Raw genomic sequence first — 24,846 nt, forward strand, 5'->3', positions numbered from 1 at the left:
ATATGCTTTTGAAATATCTTATATGAAATATGAGAAGCGTCGGCCAGGTGCCGACCGAGTGAGGATGGGTGCACAAGTGTCATTGCTGACTGGTCAAACCGCGGTGGTCACCGGAGGTGCTCAGGGTCTGGGCTTCGCGATCGCGCAGCGCTTCGTCGCCGAGGGCGCGCGGGTGGTGCTCGGTGACGTGAACCTCGAGGCGACGCAGGCCGCCGCCGGGCAACTGGGTGGCGACGACGTCGCCCGCGCGGTGCGCTGCGACGTGACGAACGTAGAGCAGGTCGACGCGCTGGTGGCCGCCGCGGTGGACGGCTTCGGGGGTTTGGACGTGATGGTCAACAACGCCGGCATCACCCGCGACGCCACGTTGCGCAAGATGACCGAGGAGCAGTTCGACCAGGTCATCTCGGTGCACTTGAAAGGCACCTGGAACGGCCTGCGCTCCGCGGCAGCGGTGATGCGGGAGAACAAGAGTGGCGCGATCGTCAACATGTCGTCCATCTCCGGAAAGGTCGGGATGGTCGGCCAGACGAACTACTCGGCCGCCAAGGCGGGGATCGTCGGGATGACGAAGGCGGCCGCCAAAGAGCTCGCCTACCTCGGCGTGCGGGTCAACGCCATCCAGCCCGGCCTCATCCGCTCGGCGATGACCGAGGCCATGCCCCAACGCATCTGGGATTCCAAGGTGGCCGAGGTCCCCTTGGGTCGAGCCGGCGAGCCCGACGAGGTCGCCAACGTGGCGCTGTTCCTGGCGTCGAACCTGTCGTCCTACATGACCGGAACGGTCATGGAGGTCACCGGGGGGCGACATCTGTGACACGCCAGGCTGTCATCTGTGAGCCGGTCCGGACGCCGATCGGCCGCTACGGCGGGATGTTCAAGTCGCTGACCGCCGTCGACCTCGGTGTCGCCGCCCTGCGCGGATTGCTCGAGCGGAGCGGAATCGGACCTGAGTCGGTCGAGGACGTGATCGTCGGTCACTGTTATCCGAGCATGGAGGCACCGGCGATCGGACGCGTGATCGCTCTGGACGCCGGGCTGCCGGTGACGGTCCCGGGCATGCAGATCGACAGGCGCTGCGGATCCGGCCTGCAGGCGGTGATCCAGGCGGCAATGCAGGTCGTCGGCGGAGACCATGATCTTGTCGTCGCCGGGGGTGCCGAATCGATGAGCAACGTGGTGTTCCATTCGACCGACATGCGTTGGGGTGGTGCCCGGGGTGGAGTCACGGTGCACGACGCGCTGGCCCGCGGCCGAACCACCGCGGGCGGCAAGAACCATCCGGTACCCGGCGGCATGCTGGAGACCGCCGAAAATCTGCGCCGCGAGTACGGCATCTCGCGCCAGGAGCAGGACGAACTCGCCGTGCTGTCGCACAGTCGGGCGGTGACGGCGCAGAAGGACGGACTGCTCGCCGAGACGATCATTCCTGTGACCGTCACGAGCCGGTCGGGTGACCAGATGATCGACACCGACGAACACCCCCGCGCCGATACCTCGCTGGAAACCTTGGCCAAGCTCAAAGCCGTTCTTGGCAGCGCGGATCCCGATGCCACCGTGACGGCGGGCAACTCCAGCGGGCAGAACGACGCCGCGTCGATGTGTGTGGTGACCACCCCCGAGAAGGCCGCAGATCTCGGGCTCAGACCGCTGGTGCGGCTGGTGTCGTGGGGCGTGGCCGGGGTGGCACCCCACGTGATGGGCATCGGACCGGTGCCCGCCACCGACGTCGCACTCCGGAAGGCCGATCTCACGCTGTCCGATATGGACCTCATCGAGCTCAACGAGGCGTTCGCCGCCCAGGCGCTGGCGTGCATGCGCGAATGGAAGTTCACGCAGGCGGATCTGGAGCGCACCAACGTGCACGGCTCCGGCATCTCGCTCGGGCACCCTGTCGGTGCGACCGGTGGACGGATGCTGGCCACCTTGGCCCGTGAACTCGACCGGTGCGGCGGTCGGTACGGCCTGGAGACCATGTGCATCGGCGGCGGGCAGGGTCTGGCCGCGGTGTTCGAAAGGGTGGATCGCCCATGACCAGGCTTGCGCAGACGCTGGGGCTCAGCGAGTTCCAGACCGAGATCTTGGCGACGGTACGACAATTCGTCGACAAGGAGGTGATTCCGACCGCCCAGGAACTCGAGCACGCCGACACCTACCCGCAGGCGATCGTCGACGCGATGCGGGCGATGGGTCTGTTCGGGCTGATGATCCCCGAGGAGTACGGCGGGCTGGGGGAGTCACTGCTCACCTATGCGCTGTGCGTAGAGGAGCTGGCCCGCGGCTGGATGAGTGTGTCCGGGGTGATCAACACCCACTTCATCGTGGCGTACATGATCCGCCAACACGGAACCGACGCACAGAAGCGCTACTACCTACCCAAGATGGCGACCGGCGAGACCCGCGGCGCCTTCTCGATGTCGGAGCCCGAGCTCGGCTCCGATGTCGCGGCGATCCGAACCAGGGCCAAGGACAACGGGGACGGCAGCTACACCATCGACGGCCAGAAGATGTGGTTGACCAACGGCGGCAGCTCGACGCTGGTGGCGGCGTTGGTCCGCACCGACGAGGGAGCCGACAAACCGCACCGCAACCTGACCGCGTTCCTGATCGAGAAGCCCACGGGGTTCGGTGAAGTGGCACCGGGTCTGACCATCCCCGGCAAGCTCGACAAACTCGGCTACAAGGGCATCGACACCACCGAGTTGATCTTCGACGGCTACCGCGCCAAGGCCACCGACATCCTCGGTGAGGCGCCCGGGCAGGGCTTCTTCCAGATGATGGACGGTGTGGAGGTCGGGCGCGTCAATGTCTCGGCTCGGGCCTGCGGGGTCGGCGTCCGGGCCTTCGAGCTGGCCGTCCGCTACGCCCAGCAACGCAGCACATTCGGCAAACCCATCGCCGAGCACCAGGCCATCGCATTCCAATTGGCGGAGATGGCAACAAAAGTCGAAGCCGCGCACCTGATGATGGTGAACGCGGCACGGCTCAAGGACTCCGGGGAACGCAACGACGTGTCCGCCGGCATGGCCAAGTACTTCGCCAGCGAAGTCTGCGCCGAGGTCACCCAGCAGAGCTTCCGGATCCACGGTGGCTACGGATACTCCAAGGAGTACGAGATCGAGCGTCTGATGCGGGACGCGCCGTTCCTGCTTATCGGCGAGGGCACCAGCGAGATCCAGAAGAACATCATCAGCAAGCGACTGCTGGCGGACTACCGGGTCTGATGCGATGAGTGCTCCCGACTTCTCCGCCCGGCCGCAGCTCGCCGAGGATGTGGCGCGGATCGTCCGCCACCGGATCTTCGACGGAACCTACTCTGCCGGAACATATGTGCGCTTGGACCAACTGGCCGCCGGGCTCGGGGTGAGCGTCACCCCGGTCCGAGAAGCGCTGTTCGAGCTCAAGGCCGAGGGGCTGCTCGACCAGCAACCCCGGCGCGGCTTCGTGGTGCTGCCGGTGACGACGCGGGACATCACCGACGTGTCGGATGTGCAAGCTCACATCGGCGGCGAGTTGGCGGCCAGGGCGGCGGCCAACGTCACCGACACGGCGTTGGAGGAGCTGAAGAGAATTCAGACCGAGCTGGAAGCGGCCTATTCCGCCGATGACGGCGAACGCGCGGTGCGCCTCAACCACGAGTTCCACCGCGCCATCAACGTGGCCGCGGATTCACCCAAGCTGGCGCAGTTGATGTCCCAGATCACCCGTTACGCCCCGGAGTCGGTGTTCCCGACCATCGACGGCTGGCCCGACAGGTCCAACGGCCACCACCGGAGGCTGCTCGATGCGCTGGCGCACCGTGATCCGGAACTTGCGCGCACGGCGATGTCCGAACACCTCGCGGCGGGGGCGGTGCCACTGATCGAGCATCTCACCCGGCGCGGTGTGATCGGCTGACCCGACGACAGGAGCGGTTGGGATACTGTAAGCCTTACAGTCATTGTGTCTGCAAAGGTGGGTCATGGGCGTCCTGGACGGTTTGCGTGTGCTGGACTACGGGCGTTTCATCGCCGCGCCGTGGTGTTCGGCGCTTCTGGCGGACATGGGCGCGGACGTGGTGCGGGTGGAGAAGCGGGAGGGTGGCGAGGATCGTTGGGTTCAGTCGGTCACCGATGGTGGTGAGGGCGGGACGTTTCTGCAGTGCAATCGGAACAAGCGCTCGTTGACCCTGGACACGACCACCGACGAGGGCAAGGAGATCAACCGAAAGTTGGTGGCACGGGCAGACATCGTGGTGGCCAACATGCCCGCGACCGGAATGCGTGCCAACGGTCTGGACTACGACACGCTGCGGGCTGTCCGGCCGGACATCATCCTGGCGAGTGCGACCGCCTACGGTGAGGGGGGCCCGTACAGCGGCCGGATCGGTTTCGACGGCGCCGGTCAGGTGATGTCAGGTGCGACCTACCGGCAGGGGATGCCGGAGCGGCCGATCCGAACGGTGGTGCCCTACGCGGACTTCGGCACCGCACTGACCATGACCATCGGGGTGATGATGGCGCTGTACCACCGTGACCGCACCGGTGAGGGACAGCATGTCGAGGGTGCACTGCTGCCCACCGCGATGATGATGTCGAATGCCTTCCTCATCGAACGCGACCTGCTCGGCACCGACAAACCGCGGATGGGGAACCAGGGGACGTCGGTGGCGCCCTGTGATCTGTACCGGACCTGTGATGACGGCTGGGTGCTGCTGCAGGTGGCGGGGCAGCCGATGTTCAAACGGTGGTGCCGGCTGGTCGGGCGACCGGACCTGTTCGACGACCCCCGGTTCGCCGACGACGACCTTCGCTGGGAGAACGGCGACGTCCTCAACGAGATCATGGCCCAGTGGTGCGCCGACAAGACCAAGGCCGAGGTCACCGGGTTGTTGGAGGCGGCGAAGCTGCCTGCTGCGCCGATGTATTCGACCCAGGAAGTGCTCGATGATCCGCACGTCACGGCGATGGGTTATCTCCAGCGTGTCCCGTTCCCCGGCGCGGCGCATGACGTCCCGATCACTCAGACCCCGTTCCGGCTGTCGGCGACGCCGGGGGCGATCCGTCGGCGGGCCCCGCTGCTCGGTGAGCACACCGACGAAGTCCTCGACGAGATCGGCTACACCACAACAGATATTGCAGAATTCAGGGACCGCTGCGTGGTATGAGCCTCAGCCCCGGGTGAGCATCTCGCGGAGCCCGGCCACATCGACTTTGCCCGTCGCCCCTCGCGGAACAGCGTCGGCGGAGGCCAGCACCCGCCACACCGTGGGTACCTTGAAGCTGCTCAATACCGTCCTGGCCGCAGTGTGGAGTGCCTCCGCGGTGGTGCTGGTCCCGCAGACCACCGCGGCGCCTACCTGGCCGCCCCCAGGGCCGGGCACGTTCGTCACGAAGGCAGCCCTCACGCCGTCGAGGGTGCATAGAGCGTGGGCGACCTCGCTGGGATAGACGGTGGCGCCGCTGACTTTGAACATGTCATCTGAGCGGCCGTGGAAAAACAGGAACCCCGCGTCATCCAGCCGGGCGAGATCGCCTGTCGGATAGTAGTAATCGGGAGTGAACACCTCCTCCCTGCTGCGGCCGCACAGCCCGCGTAACACGTGGGGGCCCCGGATCTGGATCTCCCCGACGGTGCCGACGGGCACCGGCACCCCGGTGTCGGTGTCGACGATGCGGATCTGCATACCGGCGAAGGGCCGGCCACAGCTGCCCCACGCCGACGGCGGCATGTCGGTGTCGGCGGGGAAACCGCAATACGGACCGAACGACTCGGTCATTCCGAACAGCATTGCCCTGGCGCCTTGTGAGGCGCGCCGATGGGCCGGCAGCAGGTCTTCGAGACTTCCCGGCCGTAGTGTCGACAGATCCACGTCGACCCCGTCGAGGTGTCGCGCCAACGCGGCAGCCTGGTCGGGCCAGCCGCGGAACAGCGTCACCTGCTCGGCCTCGAGCAGGCGCAGCGTCGAAACCGGCTCGGGGGCAGGTTCGGTCACCAAGGTGGCACCGGCGACAAGAGCCGACAGCAGGCCGCCGCCGAAGCCGCCGACCCAGAAGAACGGCATCGGCAGGTAGAGCCGGGTGCCTGGATCGATGCACCGAGCCGCCAGGCCAGACCGCACTGCACCGATAGCGCTGCCGTGGGAATGGCGCACTCCCTTCGGCGGGCCACTGCTGCCGGAGGTGAACATGACCACCAGCGGATCACCGGGTCTGACACCCCGCGACAGCGCCTCGACGACCGACGCCGCAGCCGGGCGTGCGGTGAGCGCGTCGGCCTGCTCCGGGGTACTGATCGACCTGAGCGCGGGCAGCCCGGAGGTCTCGAGCGTAGCGAGGTAGCGGTGGCCACGGAACTGCTCGACTGAGATGAGGTGTTGCACCGACGCAGTGCGCAACTGCGCCGTCAACTCGCGCGGAGTCGACAGCGTGCTCAGCGGTACAAGCACCGCGCCGATCCTCAGCAGTGCGAACGCGATCCGGGCCCATTCCACACCGTTGGGCATGATCAAGCCGACACGCGATCCCTTGCCGATGCCGTTTTCGACGAACGCGGCGGCGAGCTCACGGGTGGCCGTGTCCAGCTCGCGGTAGCAGATGCGTCTCTGCGGATCGATGATCGCGGGTTTGGCGCCGTGCCGAGCGGCGTGCTCCCGCAACAGGGCGTCGATTGTGTCAGTCACCGAAGAGCCGCCGCAGGCCGGGGACGTCGATCTTGCCGCTGGACAGCACCGGCAGTTCAGGATGCCGCACAACGATGAGCCGCCGCGGAATTTTGTATGCCGACAGCTCGGAGCGCAACGCCTGCAGGATGCTTGCCGCGTCGAGCATCGCGGGGGAGTCGGTGGCCACGACCGCGGCCACCATCTGGCCCCTGTCGGCGTCCGCAAGGCCGAGGACGTGTGCGGTTGCCGCCGGGTCGGTCGCTTCGATGACAGCCGCGAGTGCCTTCTCGACTTCGGCGGGCGCAACGTTGGCGCCGGAGGTCTTGATCATCGACCCGGCTCGGCCGGCGAAGTAATAGAACCCGTCGTTGTCGCACCGGACGAGATCGCCGGTGTGGAACCAGCCGTCGGGGTCGAAACACTCCTCGCGGCTGCGCCCGTAGTACCCCTGCATCACGTGGGGACCCCTGATGAGCAGCTCCCCGAGTTCTGTGGTGGCCACGTCGCGGCCGGTGTCGGGATCGACGACGCGGGCGGCGAATCCCGGCGCCAGCGCCCCGTAGGAACCACGCCGGGTTTCGGGCTGGTCGGTGTCGTCTCCACTGAGCAGAAGTACGCTGCCGGCTTCGGTCATGCCGAGCATGTTGTGGCGCAGTTCGGTGTCGGCCGGTCGGACATCGGGGGCCATGATCGGATACAGATTGCCCCGCCGCATGGAGTGCAGGTCGCGGCCGGAGAAGCTCGGGTGTCGGGTCAAGTGTGTGATTCCGGCGACGAATCCGTTCGTGATGGTGGGCTTCTCGGCCTCGAGCAGGTCGAGCGTCTCGCCCGCGTCGGTGGCGTTGGAACAGACCAGGGTGGCCCCACTGACCATGGTGGCGAGCAGTCCGAAGGCGAACCCACCGATCCAGAAGAACGGTGAGTTGCAGAACAACCTGTCCGACGACCGCAGCCGACGTATTTCGTTGAGGTTGTGTTGATGTTCCAGCAGAGCCGCGTGGGTGTGGACGACACCTTTGGGTGTGCCGGTCGAGCCGGAGGTGTAGATGATCGCCATGACGTCGTCGCAGCCGACGTCGTCCTCCAGTCCGGTCGACACGAACGCGGTGGTAGCCGCGTGCTCGTCGCCTGTGAAGACCACATGGCGCAGTGCCGGCGCTGCCACGCAGTACAACGGTCCCGGCGTTTCCGGCGAGGTCGACAGCGCTTCGCCGAGGCGGCCGACGTAATCGTGGGAGCGGAAGCTCCGCGCGGCGAGCAGCACAGTGACGTCGCTGTCGACCAATTGCGTGCGTAGTTCCGGTGCGGTGCTGAAGGTGGAGAACGGGACCGCCACCGCACCGATCCTGGTGGCGGCCAGCATCGCGACGACGAACTGCGCCCCGTTGGGGTAGAGCAGCCCGACGTGGGTGCCCTTTCCTACTCCCAGCTCGACCAGCCGACCGGCCAGCGATGCGGAGAACCGTTCGGCATCAGCGTAACTGAGCCGCTCGGAGTCGCAGACCAGCAGCGGCTTGTCCTCCCACCGGCGTTGGCTTCGGACGAGTCCGGCGACGGTCAGCGGAATCGGCATCATGGTGCGAAGTAGCTCCGGACGGCCGTCAGGTCGGGCTTGCCCGAGGGCGTCCGGGGGATCGATGCGGTGATCACGATGTCGGTGGGAATCTCGTAGCGGGCCAACTGGCTCCGCAGAAACTCGACCAGCTCGTGATGGCTGGCGACGGCGCCGGCACGCAACTCGACCAGGGCGACCGGAGTCTCACCGAGACGAGAATCCGGCTGACCGATGACCGCCGCGCCGTGTACGGCGGGATGAGCTTCCAGCGCGGCACGCACGTCGTCGGGCAGTATCTTGAAACCGCCGCGGATGATGGCCTGATCGGCCCGCCCGAGGATCCACAGGAACCCGTCGGCGTCCAGGCGTGCGATGTCGGTGGTGCGCAACCAGTCCGCCTGCGGCCCCAGCTGCGCGGGTTTGACCTCCAGCAGGCCGGCTTCGTCAGGCCCCAGTGGTACGCCGGTCGCGTCGACCACCCGCAGCCCCGCACCGGGGTTCGCCCTGCCGACGCTGCCACGCTTGTCACGCCAGTACTTCCGGTGGTCCGCCAACGTCCAGCCGGCTACCCCGCCTCCGAATTCCGTGGCCGCATAGGACGTGAGAACCGGAATGCCGAACTTCTCGGTGAACGCATCGGCGTCGTCGGCCGACAATGGCGCGGTGCCCGACGTCACGGCCGCAACACCGTCGAGGTCTTCGCGGGTCAGACCGGAGTGCAGCACCGTGCGCAGCGCGGCAGGCACCAGCGACACCGCCCGCGGTCGGTGTCGGCGCACCGCGCGTGCCCACTGTTCCAAGTCGAAGCGCCGGAGCAGTACGAACGGCCGGGCCTCCGCGACACACAGCAGCACCCGGAAGACGCCGCCGACGTGCACCAGCGGCGAGTTGACGATCGCAACGCCACGCCTGATCTCGGCCGGCGCCGCCGATCTCGCGGGGTCATCGCCGATGACGCTGCGGGCCAGCATGTCGTAGGTGAGATCGACGCGTTTGGGTGGGCCGGTGGTGCCGCTGGTCAGCATCCACACCGCGACACCGGGGCGGCTCTGGTCCTCGGCGACTGCGCCCTCGGTGACCACGGGGGAGGCATCGAGGTCGCTGATCGCCACCGTCGTCGCGGTGGTCGACGGGGCGAGCGCGGCCAGGTCGTCCTCGAGGCCGATGAGCACCGGTAGCCGTAGCGCTTCCAGGTCGGCCCTGGTGCGCTCGTCCCCGCGTGACGGATTGATCACCACGACGGTGCCACCGCCTGCCAGCACGCCGAGCAGGGCGGCGGCATGGGCCGGTTCGTTACGCAGCATGATCCCGACAGTGCGCCCGTGGCTGATCGCCGTGATCCGCCGGGCCTGGGAGGCGATCTCACCCCAGCAGTGCCACCGGCCCTCGAACTCCAACGCCGGTGCGGTTGGCGCCAGGCCGAGGACATGCTCGATTCGTCTCGAAAGTGGATGGGTCATCAGCGGATCCGCGGCCGAGCCTTCGGGGCCACACTCTTCGCCAGCTCGGCCTTGCCGATCGGGTTGCCCAACCGGGTGTAGATGAGTCCCTGGTCCATCGCGGCCCGGTACGGCTTGTCCAGTGATTCCCAGATCGCCTTGACGGTGCCCTGGGTGGCGGTCGGTGGTTTCGCCGCGATCATTGCTGCGATCTCGTGTGCCCGACTCCAGAGATCGGTTTCGGCGACCACTTCGGTCACCAAACCGATCCGCAGCGCGGTCTGTGCCGACACTCTTTCGTCGTTGCCCATCAGGGCCATGCGCAGCGTGTCGCCGAGACCGACGCGGCGCATCAGCCCGATCGGCTCGAGGGCGGACACCAGACCTGCGCTGACGTGGGAGTCGAAGAACGTCGCAGTGTCAGAGCAGATGACCACGTCGGCCTCGTTGACGAAGTAGAGAGCCCCTGCGGTGCACATGCCCTGAACCGCGCACACCACGGGCTTCCACATCTTCTGCCACTTCGGGCTGAGCAGTTCACCGGGGTCCTCGTGGTTCCACACGATATCGGGTTGTGCGTAGCGGGATTTCACGTCGAGTCCGGCGCTGAACGCCCGGTCGCCCGCCGCCCGCAACACCACCGCGTTGATCGCCTCATCGGCCTTGACGACGTGCCAGATGTCTTTCATCTCGTGACACATCTGGCGGTTGAACGAGTTCAACGCCTGCGGCCGGTTCAGCGTGATCGTGGCGACGTGAGCGTCGTGGTCCAGGTCCAGCAGAATGGTTTCGAAGTCGCTCATCGGCAGTCCTATCTGCACTGCCAGTTGGGTGTGCGCTTCTCCACGAAGGCCAGCGGTCCCTCCTGCGCGTCCTCGGTGCGGACCACCCGTTCGCGGAACGTCTCGGCCAGGATCTCGCCTTCCAGCAGCGGCAGGTCGAGTGTCTTGTGGATCGCCAGCCGGGTTCCCCGCACCGCAAGCGGCGCATTGGAGTTGACGATGCCGGCGATCTCGTGGGCCCGCTCCAGCAGCTTGTCGTGCTCGACCACCTCGGTGACCATGCCGAGTTCGTACGCGCGTTCGGCGCTCATCCGCTCGTGCTTGCCCATCAGCGCCATCCGCAGCGCCACCGAGCGCGGCAGCGCGCGGGCCAACCGCACCATCTCGCGTGCGGCGACCAGGCCGATGCTCACGTGCGGATCGAAGAAAGTGGCCTTGTCTGAGGCGATCACGATGTCGCCGGTGGTGACCCAGTCCAGACCCGCGCCGCAGCAGATGCCGTTGATGGCGGCGAGCACCGGTTTGGCCATCCGCCGGAACGGGGGAGTGCCCTCCTGAGGCGCCTCCCACTGGTCGTACGTCGACAGATAGGGCCGCTCATAGACAACCCTGCCGTCCTCGGGGATCTCCTTGACGTCGGCTCCGGTGCAGAACGCCCGACCGGTCCCGGTGACGACCATCAGCCAGACGTTGTCGTCGCTCTCGGCTTCGTCGTACGCGGCGCGCAACTCGGTGATCATGTGCGGTGACAGTGCGTTGAGTGCTTCCGGGCGGTTCAATGTGATGGTGGCGGTGTGCCCGTCGACGTCGTAGCCGATCGTGTCGAATCGGCCTGGGTTGGTCGTCACGTACTTCCCTTCGTCATCTGCCTTTGAATTCGGGTGCTCGTCGCTCCCGGAAGGCAGCCAGCCCCTCTTTGAAGTCGGTTGTTCTGCAGGAGAGTTCGAGGCTCGACAACTCGTGTGTCATCGACTGGCCGAGCGTGGCTCCCAGCCCGTAGTTGATCGCCTGCTTGGCCAGCCCGATCGCCACCGTCGGACCCGATGCCAGCCGGGCGAGGAGGTCGTCGGTGGCCGCCTCGACGTCGTCGGGTGCGACGGCCTGATCGATCAGGCCCCATTCGGCGGCCTCGCCGCCGGAGACCTTCTCGCCCAGAAGCAGCATGCGTTTGGCCCTGGTCACCCCGGCGAGTCTGGGCAGTAGCCAGGTCGCGCCGGAGTCCGGGCTGAATCCGCGGTCGACGAAGGGCTCCCACAAGGTCGCGCCCGTGGCGGCGACGGTGAAGTCGGCGGCCAACGCGAGGTTGCAGCCCAGCCCGACGGCCCACCCGCGCACACTGCACACCACCGGCAACTGGATCGTCGTGATGAGTTCGATTAGCCGGTTCGCGGTGTGCGGGATGCGCCGCGCGAGATCTCCGGTCCTCGGCCGACTGCTGGCGTTGTTGGTGGCCACCCAGTCCGCGCCCGCACAGAAGTCGGCGCCGCCGCCGGTCAGATGCACGGCACGCAGCGAATCGTCGGTGGCGGCAGCGGTGAAGAGGGCGACCAAGTCGTCGACCATGCTGCGGCTCAGCGAGTTTCGCCGAGTCGGCCGATCCATGGTGATGGTCAGTACGGCGCCGCTCCTGGTCTGCCGGACCGCGCCTGCATCCCCGTCGTCACCCACCCGGTCATCTCCTCGGATAGCCATACAGATAGCCATACAGTTGGCACTACCATTAGTATCCTGTACAACTTAGCAAGGAAAGGTCGTCGACGGAACAGTGACAGTGCAGCGCATCAGGCCGCCACGGGTCGCAGAACTGGTGGCGTCCCGGTTGCGCGACGACATCCTGACCGGGCGGCTGAAAGAAGGCGACGTGCTGCCCTCCCAGGAGAGCCTGTTCGCCGAGTTCGGCGTGAGTCCGCCCGCAGTGCGGGAGGCGATCCACATCCTGGAGTCGGACGGGTTGATCTCGGTGCGCCGCGGCAACGTCGGCGGTGCGGTTGTGCACCTGCCGTCGGCGGAGCGGACCGCACAGATGATCAGCATGGTGCTGCAGACCAGGTCCGCCACACCCGGCGACGTGAGCGCGGCGCTGCTGCACCTCGAGCCGATCTGCGCCGGGATGTGCGCTGCGCGAGAGGACCGCGAGGTCGAGGTGGTGCCGCACCTACGGGCCGCGATCGACTCCCAGGTCGAGCATTTCGACACGCCCTCGCGCTACGTGCCCAACGCCCGCAGGTTCCACGAGGCGCTTGTCTCCCGATGCGGAAACGAGCCGATGATCCTGCTCATCGGCTCCCTGGAGGTGATCTGGTCGGCCCATGAATCATCGGTGTGGAGTGACGAACACCACCCCGGCGACCCGATGGAGCCCAAGACGATGCGGGCGGCACTTCGCGACCACAACCGGTTGCTCGACGCCATTGCCGAGGGCAACGCGGTGCGTGCGGTGCGGCTGGCCCAAGACCATCTGGCCGCAGCGCGCCGCAACACGCTGGCCGCCGGGAGTTCCAAGACCATCGAGGCCAAGCTGATCTCGGGCCACGACCGCTGACGAACCGACGACAGGATCACACCATGACCACCACTGCCGACGACCGGGTGCTGTTCGACGCGGACCGGGACAAGCGCATCGCGACCATCACGCTGAACAATCCCGCGCAGCGCAACTCCTACGACGCGGCGATGCGCGACCAGTTGGCGCGTCACCTCGATCTGGTCGCCGAGGACGACGACCTCACGGTGGTATTGCTGCGCGGGGCCGACGGAGTGTTCAGCACCGGAGCCGACATGAACAACGCCTACGGCTGGTACGGCGATTCGGAGAAACCCACATCCAACCGCCGTCCGAGCCAGCGGCGGCGGCTCACCGTGGACCGCAAGTCTTTCGGCTTCTACCACAACTTGATGGGCTTCCCGAAGGTCACGGTCGGTGAGATCGATGGCTACGCCCTCGGCGGCGGTTTCGAGATGGCGCTGATGACCGACATCTCGGTGATCGGGCGTACCACCCGGATCGGGATGCCGGCGACCCGGTTTCTGGGACCCGCCCTGGGCAGCCTGCACATGTTCTTTCACCGGTTGGGTCCTGTGCTGGCCCGGCGCATGCTGCTCACCGGCGACATCATCGAGGCCGGTGAAGTCGAACACCTCGGGATCTTCACCGACACCTGCGACGCTGCATCCGTTACGGCACGCGCCCGCTACTGGGCCGAGAAGGCCGCGAAGATGCCCGCCGACGGTGTCGTCATCGCCAAGGAAGCGTTCCGTCTCGTCGAGCAGAGCCAGGCCTACCAGGGCGAAGAGGTCGCGAGCTACCTCTTCCACGCCTACGGGACCAACCTGCAGTTCGCGCCCGGCGAGTTCAACTTCGTCAAGACCCGCGCGCAGCACGGCACCAAGGAGGCGTTCCGGCTCCGTGACGAGCACTTCCACGTGCCAGAACCCGAGTGACCCGCCTCACCTACTGTCCGCGCTACAGTATCTGCTAGTTTTGTAAAGTTCGCTCACGTCGAAACCGAGGTCGAGAACATGCCAACACCCGTCATCGTCGGTGCTGCCAGGACGGCCATCGGCCGGTCTTTCAAGGGCACGCTGGTCAACACGCCGCCCGAGACCCTGATCACCACGGTGCTGCCCGAGGTGGTCCGGCGCTCCGGTGTCGACCCAGCCGACATCGACGACATCATTTTCGCCGAAAGTCATTACGGTGGAGGTGATCTCGCCCGCTATGCGGCGACCGCAACCGGGCTTGAGCATGTTCCCGGACAGTCGGTGAATCGGCACTGCGCAGGCAGCCTCACCGCGATCGGCAATGCCTCGGCGCAGATCGGCTCCGGCATGGACCGGGTGCTGATCGCCGGCGGTGTCCAGTCGCTGTCGATGACGCCGCTGACGAACTGGCGCATCCCCGGCCCCGAGCTGAAGTTCGAGGAGCGCTGGATGCCGCCCACCCACGTCGAGACACCCGACGCCCCGGCCAAGGACATGTCCATCACCGTCGGGTGGAACACCGCGCAGTCGATGGGGATCACCCGTGAGGAGATGGACGCCTGGGCCGCCCGTTCCCACCACCGCGCGGTCGCCGCTCAGGACGCGGGCAAGTTCGCCGACGAGATCATCCCGCTCAAGGTCGAACTCCCCGACGGATCGGTGATCGACTTCAGCGTCGACGAACATCCCCGCCGCGACACCACGGTCGAGAAGCTGGCCGGGCTGAAGGTGCTGCACCCGGAGATCGAGGGTTTCTCGATCACCGCCGGAAACAGCAGCGGCACCAACGACGCCGCGGCCGGCGTGGCGGTCGTCGATCGCGACTACGCCGATGCCCACGGGCTCAACGTGATGGCCACCGTGAAGGCCTGGGCGTCCGCGGGCGTCGCGCCGCGCGACTGTGGCCTCGGCGCGCTGAAAGCGATCGGCAAGGTGCTCGATCGCGGCGGCCTGAAGGCTTCCGACGTCGCGCTGTGGGAGATCAACGAGGCGTTCGCGTCGGTGCCGATCGCGGCCTGCCGCGAGTTCGGTCTCGATGAGGAGCTGGTCAACTTCTACGGCAGCGGCTGCAGCCTGGGCCATCCGATCGCCGCATCCGGTGCCCGGATGGTGACGACGCTGGTCTATGAGCTGGCGCGCCGCGGCGGCGGGATCGGCGTGGCCGCGATGTGCGCAGGCGGCGGCCAGGGCGGCGCCGTCATAGTCAAGGTCTAGACCTCCGCCGGAACGGTATTCCGGGCGGGAAAAACCACAACCAGGCCGCCTGGAATACAGTTCCGGCGCTGGTCGGCGGCGTGGGTCAGCGTTTGCGCGCGGTGCTCTTGGCGGCCTTGCGTGTCGGCTTGCTGTTCTGCTCGATGAGCCGTCCCGCATGGTCGAGGATGCACTCGAGACCGAACTCGAAGTTGCGGTCGTCGGCCGCGCTCAGGTGATGCCCCTTCTGGGTGACCGCCGCCAGCAACGGCGCGGTCTCCGGGTCGATCGACATCGTGTCGTCGATGTCGCCGTGCGCCTCTTCGCCGGACAGATTCTTGTCGCGAAGTCGCTGCAGCACCACCGACCCGCGGACGTGCACCGACATCGCCGAGTAGGTGTCGAAGGCATCCTCGGGCGACAGACCCGCCTCGACCAGACTGCTGATCGCCTTCTCCACCTCCTGGACGCCCATCTTCGCCGCGCGTGGGCTCAGCGCCGACCGGATGAGGATCAGGTCGGCGAGGATCGGGTTGCCCAGGAAGGTCTTGCGCATCGACCGCGCGTGGTTGCGCAGCGTCTCGCGCCAGTCCTTGGCCTCGACATACGGGGTGGCGAAGACGTACTGGCGCAGCGCACGGTCGGCCATCGCGTTGAGCAGGTCGTCCTTCTTGCGGAAGTACCAGTAGATGCTCGTGACTCCAACGCCCAGGTGCTTGCCGAGGAGCGGCATGCTCAGGTTGTCGATCGACACTTGTTCGGCGAGCTCGAAAGCTCCGCTGATGATGTCGTCGGGATTGATCGATCCGCGTTCACGCCGTTGACGCTTCTCCGCGGTCGCCTGCTTCGCCACTCGGGGAACCTCCATCGTTCGATGCCACGTCGTGCCGCTCCGGGAGCCGGGGTGGTGGTCGTGAATCACCGGCAGCCGGTATTCTGAACTGCGCCTTTGCAGTCGTGTCGCGCCGCTACCGTGCACGCGACCTTACCGTCCGGCGGCTGGGGGACACGGCCACCGTGTTTCCACTCTTCTACTGTAAGGCCTATAGTAAGCTTTTCCATCATCGTCCGGCGGCAACCGGCCAATGGTGTTGAGCGGCAGGCGAAAGGGGCACTGTGTCAGACGAGGTTCTCACCGAACGCCACGGACGGACTCTGGTCATCACCATCAACCGTCCGGAGGCGCGCAACGCGTTCAATCTCGCCGTGGCACAGGGTCTGGCGGATGCGATGGACGAGCTCGACGACACCAACGAGCTGTCGGTGGCGATCGTCACGGGCGCCGGGGGCACCTTCTGCGCGGGGATGGACCTCAAGGCTTTCATGGCCGGCGAAGTGCCTGCGATTCCCGGGCGCGGCATCGGATTCACCGAACGTCCGCCCCGCAAGCCCGTCATCGCCGCCGTAGAGGGCTATGCGCTGGCCGGCGGGACCGAGATCGTGTTGGCCACCGACCTGGTGGTTGCAGCCAGGAACGCCAAATTCGGTATCCCCGAGGTCAAGCGCGGGCTGGTGGCCGCGGGCGGCGGCCTGCTTCGGCTGCCGCACCGCATCCCGTACCAGAAGGCGCTCGAGCTGGCGTTGACCGGCGACAACTTCACCGCCGAAGAAGCCTCGGGATGGGGGTTCGTCAACGTCCTCACCGAGCCCGGCGAAGCGCTGGCCGGGGCGATGGCGCTGGCCGAACGGATCACCGCCAACGGTCCACTGGCGGTGGCGGTCACCAAAGAGATCATCGCCAAGTCGGCAGGCTGGACCGAGGACGAGATGTGGAAGAAGCAGAGCGACCTGATCATGCCGGTGTTCGCGTCCAAGGATGCGATGGAAGGTGCGACGGCATTCGCCGAGAAGCGCGCGCCGAACTGGACGGGAACCTGACGGCACCCGGATGGACCTCGGGTTCGCGAATGCGACCGCCGTCGTCGTCGGCGGGGGCCGTGGCATGGGCCTGGCGACCGCCCGCTGCCTGGCCGAGGACGGTGCCCGGGTGGCGCTGCTCGGGCGGACGAAGTCCGTCCTGGATCAAGCCGCCGCAGAATTGAGCCGCCTGGGCAGCCCCGATGCCGTGGGTATCCTCGCCGACATCGCGGACGACGACCAGGTGGTGCGGGTGTTCGCCGAACTGGGCCGGCGCTGGGGCGGCGAACTCAATGTCCTGATCAACACGGTGGGGCCAAGCGCCGCCGGCTCTTTCGAGGAGCTGACCGACGACCAGTGGCGGGCTGCCATCGAAGACGGCGCGATGGGCATGGTGCGCTGCGTGCGGGCGGCGCTGCCGTTGTTGCGCAGCGCCGAGTGGGCACGGATCGTGAACTTCTCCGCGCACTCGACTCAGCGGCAGAGCACCAGGCTTGCGGCCTACACCGCAGCCAAGGCGATGGTGAACAGCGTGTCGAAGAACCTGTCCCTGCAGTTGGCTCCTGACGAGATCCTGGTCAACGTCGTGTCACCGGGAAGCATCGCGTCGGAGGCGCTCGTGGGTTGGGCCGAATCCGTGGGCGTCGACGGCACCGATCCGTACCGCCTGATGGAGGCCATCGACGAGCACTTCGGGCATCCGGCCCACCTGCCCCGCGCGGGCCTGGTCGACGAGATCGGCCCCGTCGCAGCGTTCCTGGCGTCCCGGCGCAATTCCTACATGACCGGCGCGAACGTCAACGTCGACGGTGGTAGTGACTTCACCTGATCGGTGACACCTGAGGGGAGCGGCGCATGGCAACGGCCGGATACGTCATCTCGGCGCTGAGCCAGCCCGTCGGCTCTCACCCGGAATCAATTCCCTCGCAAGGGATCTGCCCGAAGAGGCCAAGAACCAGATCCGCTCCGGTATCACCGGCTCGGATCGGTCGATGGCTGAATCCCGCAGCACTCCGCCATCTTGCAGAAGGCGCTACCGATAGGTGTACAGTATGGACGTACATCAAGTGGGAACCGCTTCTGAGGGAGCCGAACGGGCATGAGGTCGCAGTGACCGTTTCCGACACGAAGTCTGACACCGAGTCCGATCCGGACAGCCCGGTGCTCTTCGACCTGCGGGACAGCGGTGTCGCCGTGGTCACCTTGAACCGTCCCGAGCGGATGAACGCCTGGGGCGGCGGACTGGCCGGCGCGTTCTACCGGTGCATCGACCGCGCCGAAGCCGATCCCGACGTTCGCGTGATCGTGCTGACGGGCAACGGCCGCGCGTTCTGCGCCGGCGCCGACATGGGTGATCTCGACACGATCAGCGGTGCGGGTGAATCCGCCGGTGCGGACACCGACGTCGCGAAGTTGGTCGGGGAGCGTCATCCCCACTTCGTGACCGGCCTGCGTAAGCCGGTCATCGCGGCGATCAACGGGGCATGCGCGGGCATCGGGCTCACCCAGGCTCTGATGTGCGATGTCAGGTTCGCCGCTGCAGGCGCCAAGTTCACCACCGCGTTCGCCCGGCGCGGCCTGATCGCCGAATACGGCATCTCCTGGATCCTGCCGCGGGTGGTGGGATGGGGGGAATCGCTCGACCTGCTGCTGAGCGGACGCACGTTCTACGCCGAGGAGGCCAAGGAACTCGGCATCGTCAAGGAGGTCGTCGCGCCCGACGAGCTGATGCCGCGGGTCCTGGCCTACGCCGAGGACATGGCGATGCACTGCGCGCCCAGCGCGATGGCGGTCATCAAGCGGCAGATCTACGGCGATGCGTTGCGCGACATCCACCAGACCAGCACCACGGCGGAAAAGCTGATGCACGAGTCGATGCTGCGGCCCGACTTCATCGAAGGCATCACCGCCTTCTTCGAGAAGAGACAGCCCACATTCCCGCCGCTCGAGGAGGAACAGTGAACGTGGCACCCCTGGATTACCGGGCGATCGACGTCGACAATCACTACTACGAGACGACCGACTCGTGTACCCGCCACCTGCCCAAGGAGTTCAAGCGCCGTGGCGTGCAGATGCTCACCGAGGGCAAACGCACCTTCGCGGTGATGGGAGGTGTGGTGAACCACTTCATCCCGAATCCGACGTTCGACCCGATCATCGAACCCGGCTGCCTGGACCTGCTGTTCCGCGGCGAGATCCCTGAGGGCGTCGACCCGGCGTCGTTGATGAAGGTCGATCGGCTGGCTGATCATCCCGAGTACCAGAACCGTGACGCCCGGGTCAAGATCTTGGACAAGCAGAACCTCGAGACCGTGTTCATGCTGCCGACATTCGCGTGCGGGGTCGAGGAAGCACTCAAGCACGACATCGAGGCGACGATTGCCACGGTGCACGCGTTCAACCTCTGGCTGGACGAGGACTGGGGTTTCGATCGTCCCGACCACCGGTTCCTGTCGGCGCCGATCATCTCCCTGGCCGATCCGGACAAGGCGGTCGACGAGGTGGACTTCGTCCTGGGCCGCGGCGCCAAGATCGTGTGTGTGCGGCCGGCCCCGGTTCCCGGGGCGGTGAAGCCGCGATCGCTGGGTGACCCGGTGCACGACCCGGTGTGGGCACGGTTGGCCGAGGCCGGAGTCCCGGTGGTGTTCCACCTGTCCGACAGCGGGTACCTGGCGATCGCCGCGCTGTGGGGTGGCAAGGCGACGTTCGAGGGATTCGGCAAGAAGGATCCGCTCGACCAGGTGCTGCTCGACGACCGCGCGATCCACGACGCGATGGCGTCGATGATCGTGCACCAGGTGTTCACCCGGCATCCCAACCTGAAGGTTGCCAGTATCGAGAACGGCTCCTATTTCGTCTACCGGCTCATCAAACGGCTGAAGAAGTCCGCCAACACCGCGCCCTACCACTACAAGGAGGACCCGGTGGAACAGCTTCGCAACAACGTGTGGATCGCGCCGTACTACGAAGACGACGTCAAGCTGCTCGCCGAGACCATCGGAGTGGACAAGATCCTGTTCGGTTCGGACTGGCCGCATGGCGAGGGTCTGGCCGACCCGATGGCGTTCACCGCCGACATCCCGCAGTTCCCCGAATTCAGTGCAGAGGACACCCGGAAAGTGATGCGCGACAACGCGCTCACCCTGCTCGGCGCGAACGTGACGGCTTCGGCGTAGAACATGGGGGAGTGGACAATCGGCGACGTCGTCGATGCCATCGCCGACGTCATCCCGGAGCGGACGATGACATTGTGCGGCGATCGCCGGACCACCTACGCGGACATGGCCCGGCGCACCCGCCGGCTCGCGAACTTTCTGGCCGACAGAGGATTCGGGGCCCATCGCGAGCGGAATGAACTCGCCAACTGGGAATGCGGGCAGGACCGCATCGCCCTGATCATGTACAACGATTGTTACCCCGAGGCGGTGATCGGAGCGTTGAAGGCGCGTACCGTCCCGGTCAACGTCAACCACCACTACACGCCGCGCGAAGTCGCCGACCTGCTGGCCTACGTCAAGCCGCGCGCCGTGATCTACCACCGGGCGCTGGGCGCGAAGTTCGCCGATGTGCTCCCGCCGCCGGGCTGTGAACTGCTCATCGCCGTCGACGATGGCAGCGACGCGCCACTGCTTCCCGGTTCGGTGACGATGGAAGATGCAGTGGCACAGGGGGATCCGGACATCCGGATCACCACTTCGCCGGACGACCTCATCATGTACTGCACTGGCGGAACCACCGGCCGGCCGAAGGGGGTGTTGTGGCGCCAGAGCGACACCTACGTGTCGTCGATGGTGGGAGCCGACCACGCGTCGGTGACCGAGATCCACGACAAGGTGACCGGCAACGAGGGTCCGCCGTGGTTCGCGGTATCACCTCTGATGCATGCCGCGGGGTTGTGGACGGTGTTCTCCGGCGCCCTTGCTGGGCTACCGGTGGTGCTCTACGACGATCGGGCCAAGTTCGATCCGCAGCTGGTGTGGCGTACGGCTGAGCAGGAGAAGGTCGGCCTGATGACGATGGTGGGTGACGCTTACGCGGCACCGCTGATCGAGGAACTCGAGCGCGCCAGCTACGAGCTGTCGTCGATCTACGCCATCGGGACCGGCGGCGCGGCAACCAATCCCAAGCATGTGAGCGCACTGTTGGAGAAGCTGCCACAGCTGACCATCATCAACGGCTACGGCTCCTCAGAGACCGGGAACATGGGTTTTGGCCACAACCAGCGGGGGTCCCATCGTGACACCTTCGACCTGCGTGACGGCGGGACCGTGCTGTCCGAGGACATGACGAGGTTCCTGACGCCCGGCGAAACGGAGGTCGGTTGGGTGGTGCGCACCGGCCGGATTCCGTTGGGCTACTTCGACGATCCTCGAGCCACCGACACGACGTTCCCCGTCGTCGGCGGCCGGCGGGTCGTGGTCTCCGGCGACCGCGCCAGTCTGGAATCCGATGGAACGCTGCGGCTCTACGGGAGGGACTCGCTGGTGGTCAATACGGGCGGCGAGAAGGTGTTCGTCGAGGAGGTCGAAGCCGTGCTGCGTGCCCACCCCGGGGTGGCCGACGCGCTGGTGGTCGGACGCGACAGCGACAGGTGGGGCCAGGAGGTGGTCGCGCTCGTCCAGATGGACGCCGGACAGAGCGTCGCCCCCGAGACACTGCACGCCGCGTGCACCGGGGAGCTGGCACGGTTCAAGGCGCCGAAGGAGTTCATCGTCGTCGAGAAGATCCGCCGGCTCGGCAACGGGAAGGCCGACTACCGATGGGCGAAGAGCGAAGCGAGCCGCGCATGACGCCCCGCGCGAACCGGGTCATCGATTGCCTCGTCAACGTCCACTTCGGGGAAACCGCCAGGCAGCCTGAGTTCATGCTCAAGGTGCGCGACGACTACTTCAAAGGGCCACAGTCGCTCTACGACCAGGTGGAGTTGCCCGCGCTGCTCGATGAGATGGACGAGCACGGCGTCGCCAAGGCGATCCTGATGGACAACCTGGTCAAACCGTCGGTCACTGCGCGCAAGTTCGTCGAGGAGCGGCCGGACCGCTTCGCGCTGGCGATGGGCGGTGTCAACCTGCTGCGCCCCGTACCGGCGCTGCGCGAACTGGCCGCCGTCAGCCGTGACCTTCCCATCGCGTATACCGCTGTCGGACCGAGCTTCTGGGGCGACGGCATGTACCCGCCCAGCGACGCGGTGTACTACCCGCTCTATGCCAAATGTGCCGAACTCGAGCTGCCGCTGTGCATCAACACCGGGCTGCCCGGACCGCCGATCCCCGGTGAGGTGCAGAACCCGATTCACCTCGACCGGGTGTGTGTCCGGTTCCCGGAGTTGAAGCTGTGCATGATCCACGGTGCCGATCCCTGGTGGGACGTGGCGATCCGGTTGCTGCTCAAGTACGCCAACCTGCGCATCATGACCTCGGCATGGTCACCGAAGCGACTTCCGGAAAGCCTGTTGCACTACATGCGTACCCGCGGCAAGACCAAGGTCATCTTCGCCTCGGATTGGCCGGTACTGCGGCAGAGCCGCGTCGTCCCGGAGGCGCTGGCGCTGGATCTGCCCGCCGACGTGCTCGACAACTACCTCTTCGACAATGCGAACAGTTTCTTCTTCGGACAGGAGTCCTGATGGACCGATACGAACTACGTAGGCTCGACTACTCGCTGTCCGAGGACCATCAAGCCCTTCAGGCCGCCTACAAGAACGTGTTCTCAACCCACTGCACGATCGAAACCGTCCGTGCCGCCGAGGAGTCCGGCTTCGACGAGAGCCTCTGGGAACGGCTGTGCGCCATGGGCGCGACGACGATGGCGCTGCCGGAGAGCGTCGGCGGTGACGGGGCGACGCTGGTCGACCTCACTCTGGTCGCCGAGGAGATCGGCCGCTCGCTCGCCCCGGTGCCGTGGATCGACCATGTCTGCGCCACCCGTCTGCTCGCCCGCCTCGGGGTCGTCGATCCCGACGTGGTCAACGGCACGCAACTGGTGGGCCTGGACCCGCAACTGGAGAGCGGCTCCGGAGTCAGGCTGATCCCCACCGGTTCGATCGCCGACCGCATCGTGGTCCGTACCGGCGACGAGGTCGTGCAGTTGACCTTCGCCTCCCGGCCCGCTCGGGTGGACAACATCGGCAAACTGCCGATGGCGTGGGTGGATCCGGCTGCGGCGGACAGCCGTACCGTCTTGGCCGGCGGCCCCCGGGCACTCGCCGAATACCAACGGGCCCTCGATGAATGGCGGTTGCTGACCGGGGCCGCGCTGGTCGGCCTCGTCGAGGAGACGATGACCATCGCTGCGGAGTTCGCCAAGACGCGGTACACGCTCGGCGTCCCGATCTCGACCCTGCAGGGCATCTCCCACCCGCTGGCCAACATCGCGATCACCGTGCAGGCAGGTCGCAACCTCGCCCGCCGGGCGGCGTGGTTCCTCGACAACGAGCCCGCCGAGAGGCCTGAGCTGGCGCCGTCGGTGTTCGTGTTCATGGCTGAGGAGGCGGCCAGAGCTGCGACGATGGCCGTGCACGTGCAGGGCGGGCTCGGTGTGGCGGCGGAGGCGGCCGCAACCGCCTACCTGGTCCGGGCCAGGGGATGGGCGATCGCCGGAGGCGACCCCGGCGCAACCGCCAAGCACGTTGCCGAGCTCGTCGCCGAGCGTGAAGGACAGGGCTGAGCAATGGATTTCTCACGAGTGCAACTCGACGAGGACGACCGGGAGTTTCTCGACGAGACCCGGGCATTTCTGCATGGGATCGTCACCGAGGACGTCCTGGCCCGCGACCGCGAAACCGGGGACAACTTCGACGAGGGCGTGCATCTGGCCATCGGTGCGGCCGGGTACTGGGAGCGGGAATGGAAGGCCGACTCCGAGCGGGCGTTCAGCCGAGTGCAACGTCGCATCTGGGAGCTGGAGAAGCGCCGCGCCCACGTACCGTGGGTGACCGCGGGCACCACCGCGATGATCGCGCGGTCGGTCGAAAAGTTCGGAACCCAGGAGCTCAAAGACGAAGTCATGCCCGGCGTGTACAGCGGTCACGTGCGGATGTGCCTCGGCTACACCGAACCCGAGGGCGGCTCGGATGTGGCCACCTGCAAGACCCGAGCGGTCCGGGAGGCCGACGGGTCGAGCTGGATCATCAACGGGTCGAAGATGTTCACCACCGGCGCCCACAACTGTCAGTACGTCTTCCTCATCACCAACACCGACCCGGCTGCGCCGAAACACAAGAGCCTGACCATGTTCCTGGTTCCCCTCGATGCGCCCGGCATCGAGATCCAGGGCATCCGCACTGTCGACGGCGATCGCACCAACATCGTCTACTACAGCGATGTCCGGGTGGATGACCGCTATCGCCTCGGTGAGGTCAACGGCGGTTGGGCAGTGGTGCGCGAACCGCTCAACGTCGAGCACGGTGCGGTGAACGCTGCCGACGACGGTCTGCAGGACGTGTCGATCATGATGCACCAGGCCGGTTTCATGGCGGCTGCGGCGGACAAGGCCGCCGCGAAGGCCGCCCTCCCGGATCCGAACGGCCGCAGGCTGATCGACGACGGCGCGGTGGCCTACCGTTTGGGTCGCAGTGTGGCGAGGATGGAGGCGGCGCTGTCGGCACCGAGCATCTTCGGGCGGGTGGCCCTCGCACAGACGATGCGGGACATCTCGCCGGACCTGATGGACATCCTCGGGGCCGCGTCAGCGCTGCCGCTCGGCAGCGACGGAGCAGCCGACGACGGCGCGGCCGAGTACGTCTACCGGTTCGCACCGCTGGTCGGAATCTACGGCGGCACCCTCGAGGTGTTCCGGAACATGATCGCGCAGTACGCACTCGGGCTGGGTAAGCCCAACTACTCGCCGGTGAGGTGAAGCGATCTGGGCGTGACTATCGCCGCTCACCGTCGAAAA

Annotated in this window: 23 protein-coding genes; 16 read left to right on the forward strand and 7 right to left on the reverse strand. The window is 66.7% G+C overall.

What is annotated here, in order from left to right:
* Nucleotides 1-76 precede the first annotated feature (76 nt).
* From fabG to G6N53_RS13765, 5 genes are all read left to right on the forward strand, one after another.
* Nucleotides 77-817, forward strand: a complete 741-nt coding sequence (fabG, locus tag G6N53_RS13745) for a 3-oxoacyl-ACP reductase FabG (RefSeq protein ID WP_237166518.1) — start codon at nucleotides 77-79, stop codon at nucleotides 815-817.
* The gene (locus G6N53_RS13750; RefSeq protein WP_163889143.1) at nucleotides 814-2,034 is read left to right on the forward strand and encodes an acetyl-CoA C-acetyltransferase; all 1,221 of its coding nucleotides are present in this window, start codon (nucleotides 814-816) and stop codon (nucleotides 2,032-2,034) included. The genes fabG and G6N53_RS13750 overlap by 4 nt, the downstream gene beginning before the upstream one ends.
* Complete coding sequence (locus G6N53_RS13755; protein WP_163889145.1) at nucleotides 2,031-3,224, forward strand: acyl-CoA dehydrogenase family protein; 1,194 nt, start codon at nucleotides 2,031-2,033, stop codon at nucleotides 3,222-3,224. Before G6N53_RS13750 ends, G6N53_RS13755 begins: the two co-directional genes overlap by 4 nt.
* 4 nt (nucleotides 3,225-3,228) lie before the next feature.
* The gene (locus G6N53_RS13760; protein WP_163889147.1) at nucleotides 3,229-3,897 is read left to right on the forward strand and encodes a GntR family transcriptional regulator; all 669 of its coding nucleotides are present in this window, start codon (nucleotides 3,229-3,231) and stop codon (nucleotides 3,895-3,897) included.
* A 64-nt stretch (nucleotides 3,898-3,961) separates the two neighbouring features.
* Complete coding sequence (locus G6N53_RS13765; protein ID WP_163889149.1) at nucleotides 3,962-5,146, forward strand: CaiB/BaiF CoA transferase family protein; 1,185 nt, start codon at nucleotides 3,962-3,964, stop codon at nucleotides 5,144-5,146.
* A 3-nt stretch (nucleotides 5,147-5,149) separates the two neighbouring features.
* Here G6N53_RS13765 and G6N53_RS13770 read toward each other — a convergent pair whose 3' ends face one another.
* From G6N53_RS13770 to G6N53_RS13795, 6 genes are read right to left on the reverse strand one after another with little or no spacing between them, the layout of a single operon-like run.
* Nucleotides 5,150-6,661 (reverse strand): class I adenylate-forming enzyme family protein, encoded by a 1,512-nt coding sequence (locus tag G6N53_RS13770; RefSeq protein ID WP_163889151.1) that lies wholly within the window; start codon nucleotides 6,659-6,661, stop codon nucleotides 5,150-5,152.
* Complete coding sequence (locus G6N53_RS13775) at nucleotides 6,654-8,216, reverse strand: class I adenylate-forming enzyme family protein (protein ID WP_163889153.1); 1,563 nt, start codon at nucleotides 8,214-8,216, stop codon at nucleotides 6,654-6,656. The genes G6N53_RS13770 and G6N53_RS13775 overlap by 8 nt, the downstream gene beginning before the upstream one ends.
* Nucleotides 8,216-9,658, reverse strand: coding sequence for a class I adenylate-forming enzyme family protein (locus tag G6N53_RS13780; protein WP_163889155.1), 1,443 nt, complete (start codon nucleotides 9,656-9,658; stop codon nucleotides 8,216-8,218). Before G6N53_RS13780 ends, G6N53_RS13775 begins: the two co-directional genes overlap by 1 nt.
* On the reverse strand, nucleotides 9,658-10,440 hold the full coding sequence (locus G6N53_RS13785; protein WP_163889157.1) for an enoyl-CoA hydratase/isomerase family protein: 783 nt from the start codon (nucleotides 10,438-10,440) through the stop codon (nucleotides 9,658-9,660). The genes G6N53_RS13780 and G6N53_RS13785 overlap by 1 nt, the downstream gene beginning before the upstream one ends.
* Nucleotides 10,441-10,448: 8 nt before the next feature.
* Nucleotides 10,449-11,267, reverse strand: coding sequence for an enoyl-CoA hydratase/isomerase family protein (locus tag G6N53_RS13790; RefSeq protein ID WP_163889159.1), 819 nt, complete (start codon nucleotides 11,265-11,267; stop codon nucleotides 10,449-10,451).
* A 13-nt stretch (nucleotides 11,268-11,280) separates the two neighbouring features.
* Complete coding sequence (locus G6N53_RS13795) at nucleotides 11,281-12,087, reverse strand: enoyl-CoA hydratase/isomerase family protein (protein ID WP_371870825.1); 807 nt, start codon at nucleotides 12,085-12,087, stop codon at nucleotides 11,281-11,283.
* Between the two features lie 97 nt (nucleotides 12,088-12,184).
* Between G6N53_RS13795 and G6N53_RS13800 the strand changes: the two genes are divergently transcribed.
* From G6N53_RS13800 to G6N53_RS13810, 3 genes are all read left to right on the forward strand, one after another.
* Entirely contained in the window at nucleotides 12,185-12,961 is a 777-nt protein-coding gene (locus G6N53_RS13800; RefSeq protein WP_163889163.1) for a FadR/GntR family transcriptional regulator, read from the forward strand.
* A gap of 23 nt (nucleotides 12,962-12,984) precedes the next feature.
* Nucleotides 12,985-13,860, forward strand: coding sequence for an enoyl-CoA hydratase/isomerase family protein (locus tag G6N53_RS13805; RefSeq protein ID WP_163889165.1), 876 nt, complete (start codon nucleotides 12,985-12,987; stop codon nucleotides 13,858-13,860).
* 78 nt (nucleotides 13,861-13,938) lie between these two features.
* Nucleotides 13,939-15,114: a thiolase family protein gene (locus G6N53_RS13810; RefSeq protein WP_163889167.1), complete on the forward strand. Its 1,176-nt coding sequence runs from the start codon at nucleotides 13,939-13,941 to the stop codon at nucleotides 15,112-15,114.
* 85 nt (nucleotides 15,115-15,199) lie between these two features.
* Here G6N53_RS13810 and G6N53_RS13815 read toward each other — a convergent pair whose 3' ends face one another.
* Nucleotides 15,200-15,946: a TetR/AcrR family transcriptional regulator gene (locus G6N53_RS13815; RefSeq protein WP_163895863.1), complete on the reverse strand. Its 747-nt coding sequence runs from the start codon at nucleotides 15,944-15,946 to the stop codon at nucleotides 15,200-15,202.
* A gap of 263 nt (nucleotides 15,947-16,209) precedes the next feature.
* Between G6N53_RS13815 and G6N53_RS13820 the strand changes: the two genes are divergently transcribed.
* The 8 genes from G6N53_RS13820 to G6N53_RS13855 all read left to right on the forward strand — a co-directional run bounded on the left by G6N53_RS13820 (nucleotide 16,210) and on the right by G6N53_RS13855 (nucleotide 24,807).
* Nucleotides 16,210-16,971, forward strand: a complete 762-nt coding sequence (locus G6N53_RS13820; RefSeq protein WP_163889169.1) for a crotonase/enoyl-CoA hydratase family protein — start codon at nucleotides 16,210-16,212, stop codon at nucleotides 16,969-16,971.
* Between the two features lie 10 nt (nucleotides 16,972-16,981).
* The gene (locus tag G6N53_RS13825) at nucleotides 16,982-17,779 is read left to right on the forward strand and encodes an SDR family NAD(P)-dependent oxidoreductase (protein WP_163889171.1); all 798 of its coding nucleotides are present in this window, start codon (nucleotides 16,982-16,984) and stop codon (nucleotides 17,777-17,779) included.
* A gap of 281 nt (nucleotides 17,780-18,060) precedes the next feature.
* Nucleotides 18,061-18,912, forward strand: a complete 852-nt coding sequence (locus G6N53_RS13830; RefSeq protein ID WP_163889173.1) for an enoyl-CoA hydratase — start codon at nucleotides 18,061-18,063, stop codon at nucleotides 18,910-18,912.
* The gene (locus G6N53_RS13835) at nucleotides 18,909-20,126 is read left to right on the forward strand and encodes an amidohydrolase family protein (protein ID WP_163889175.1); all 1,218 of its coding nucleotides are present in this window, start codon (nucleotides 18,909-18,911) and stop codon (nucleotides 20,124-20,126) included. The genes G6N53_RS13830 and G6N53_RS13835 overlap by 4 nt, the downstream gene beginning before the upstream one ends.
* A gap of 3 nt (nucleotides 20,127-20,129) precedes the next feature.
* A complete protein-coding gene (locus tag G6N53_RS13840) occupies nucleotides 20,130-21,740 on the forward strand; it encodes an acyl-CoA synthetase (protein ID WP_163889177.1) in 1,611 nt (536 codons plus the stop codon).
* On the forward strand, nucleotides 21,737-22,576 hold the full coding sequence (locus G6N53_RS13845) for an amidohydrolase family protein (RefSeq protein WP_163889179.1): 840 nt from the start codon (nucleotides 21,737-21,739) through the stop codon (nucleotides 22,574-22,576). Before G6N53_RS13840 ends, G6N53_RS13845 begins: the two co-directional genes overlap by 4 nt.
* Nucleotides 22,576-23,616 (forward strand): acyl-CoA dehydrogenase family protein, encoded by a 1,041-nt coding sequence (locus G6N53_RS13850; RefSeq protein ID WP_163889181.1) that lies wholly within the window; start codon nucleotides 22,576-22,578, stop codon nucleotides 23,614-23,616. Before G6N53_RS13845 ends, G6N53_RS13850 begins: the two co-directional genes overlap by 1 nt.
* 3 nt (nucleotides 23,617-23,619) lie before the next feature.
* Nucleotides 23,620-24,807, forward strand: coding sequence for an acyl-CoA dehydrogenase family protein (locus tag G6N53_RS13855; protein WP_163889183.1), 1,188 nt, complete (start codon nucleotides 23,620-23,622; stop codon nucleotides 24,805-24,807).
* The last annotated feature ends 39 nt before the right edge of the window (nucleotides 24,808-24,846 follow it).

This window comes from Mycolicibacterium hippocampi, assembly GCF_010723735.1.
GTDB classification, from domain to species: domain Bacteria; phylum Actinomycetota; class Actinomycetes; order Mycobacteriales; family Mycobacteriaceae; genus Mycobacterium; species Mycobacterium hippocampi.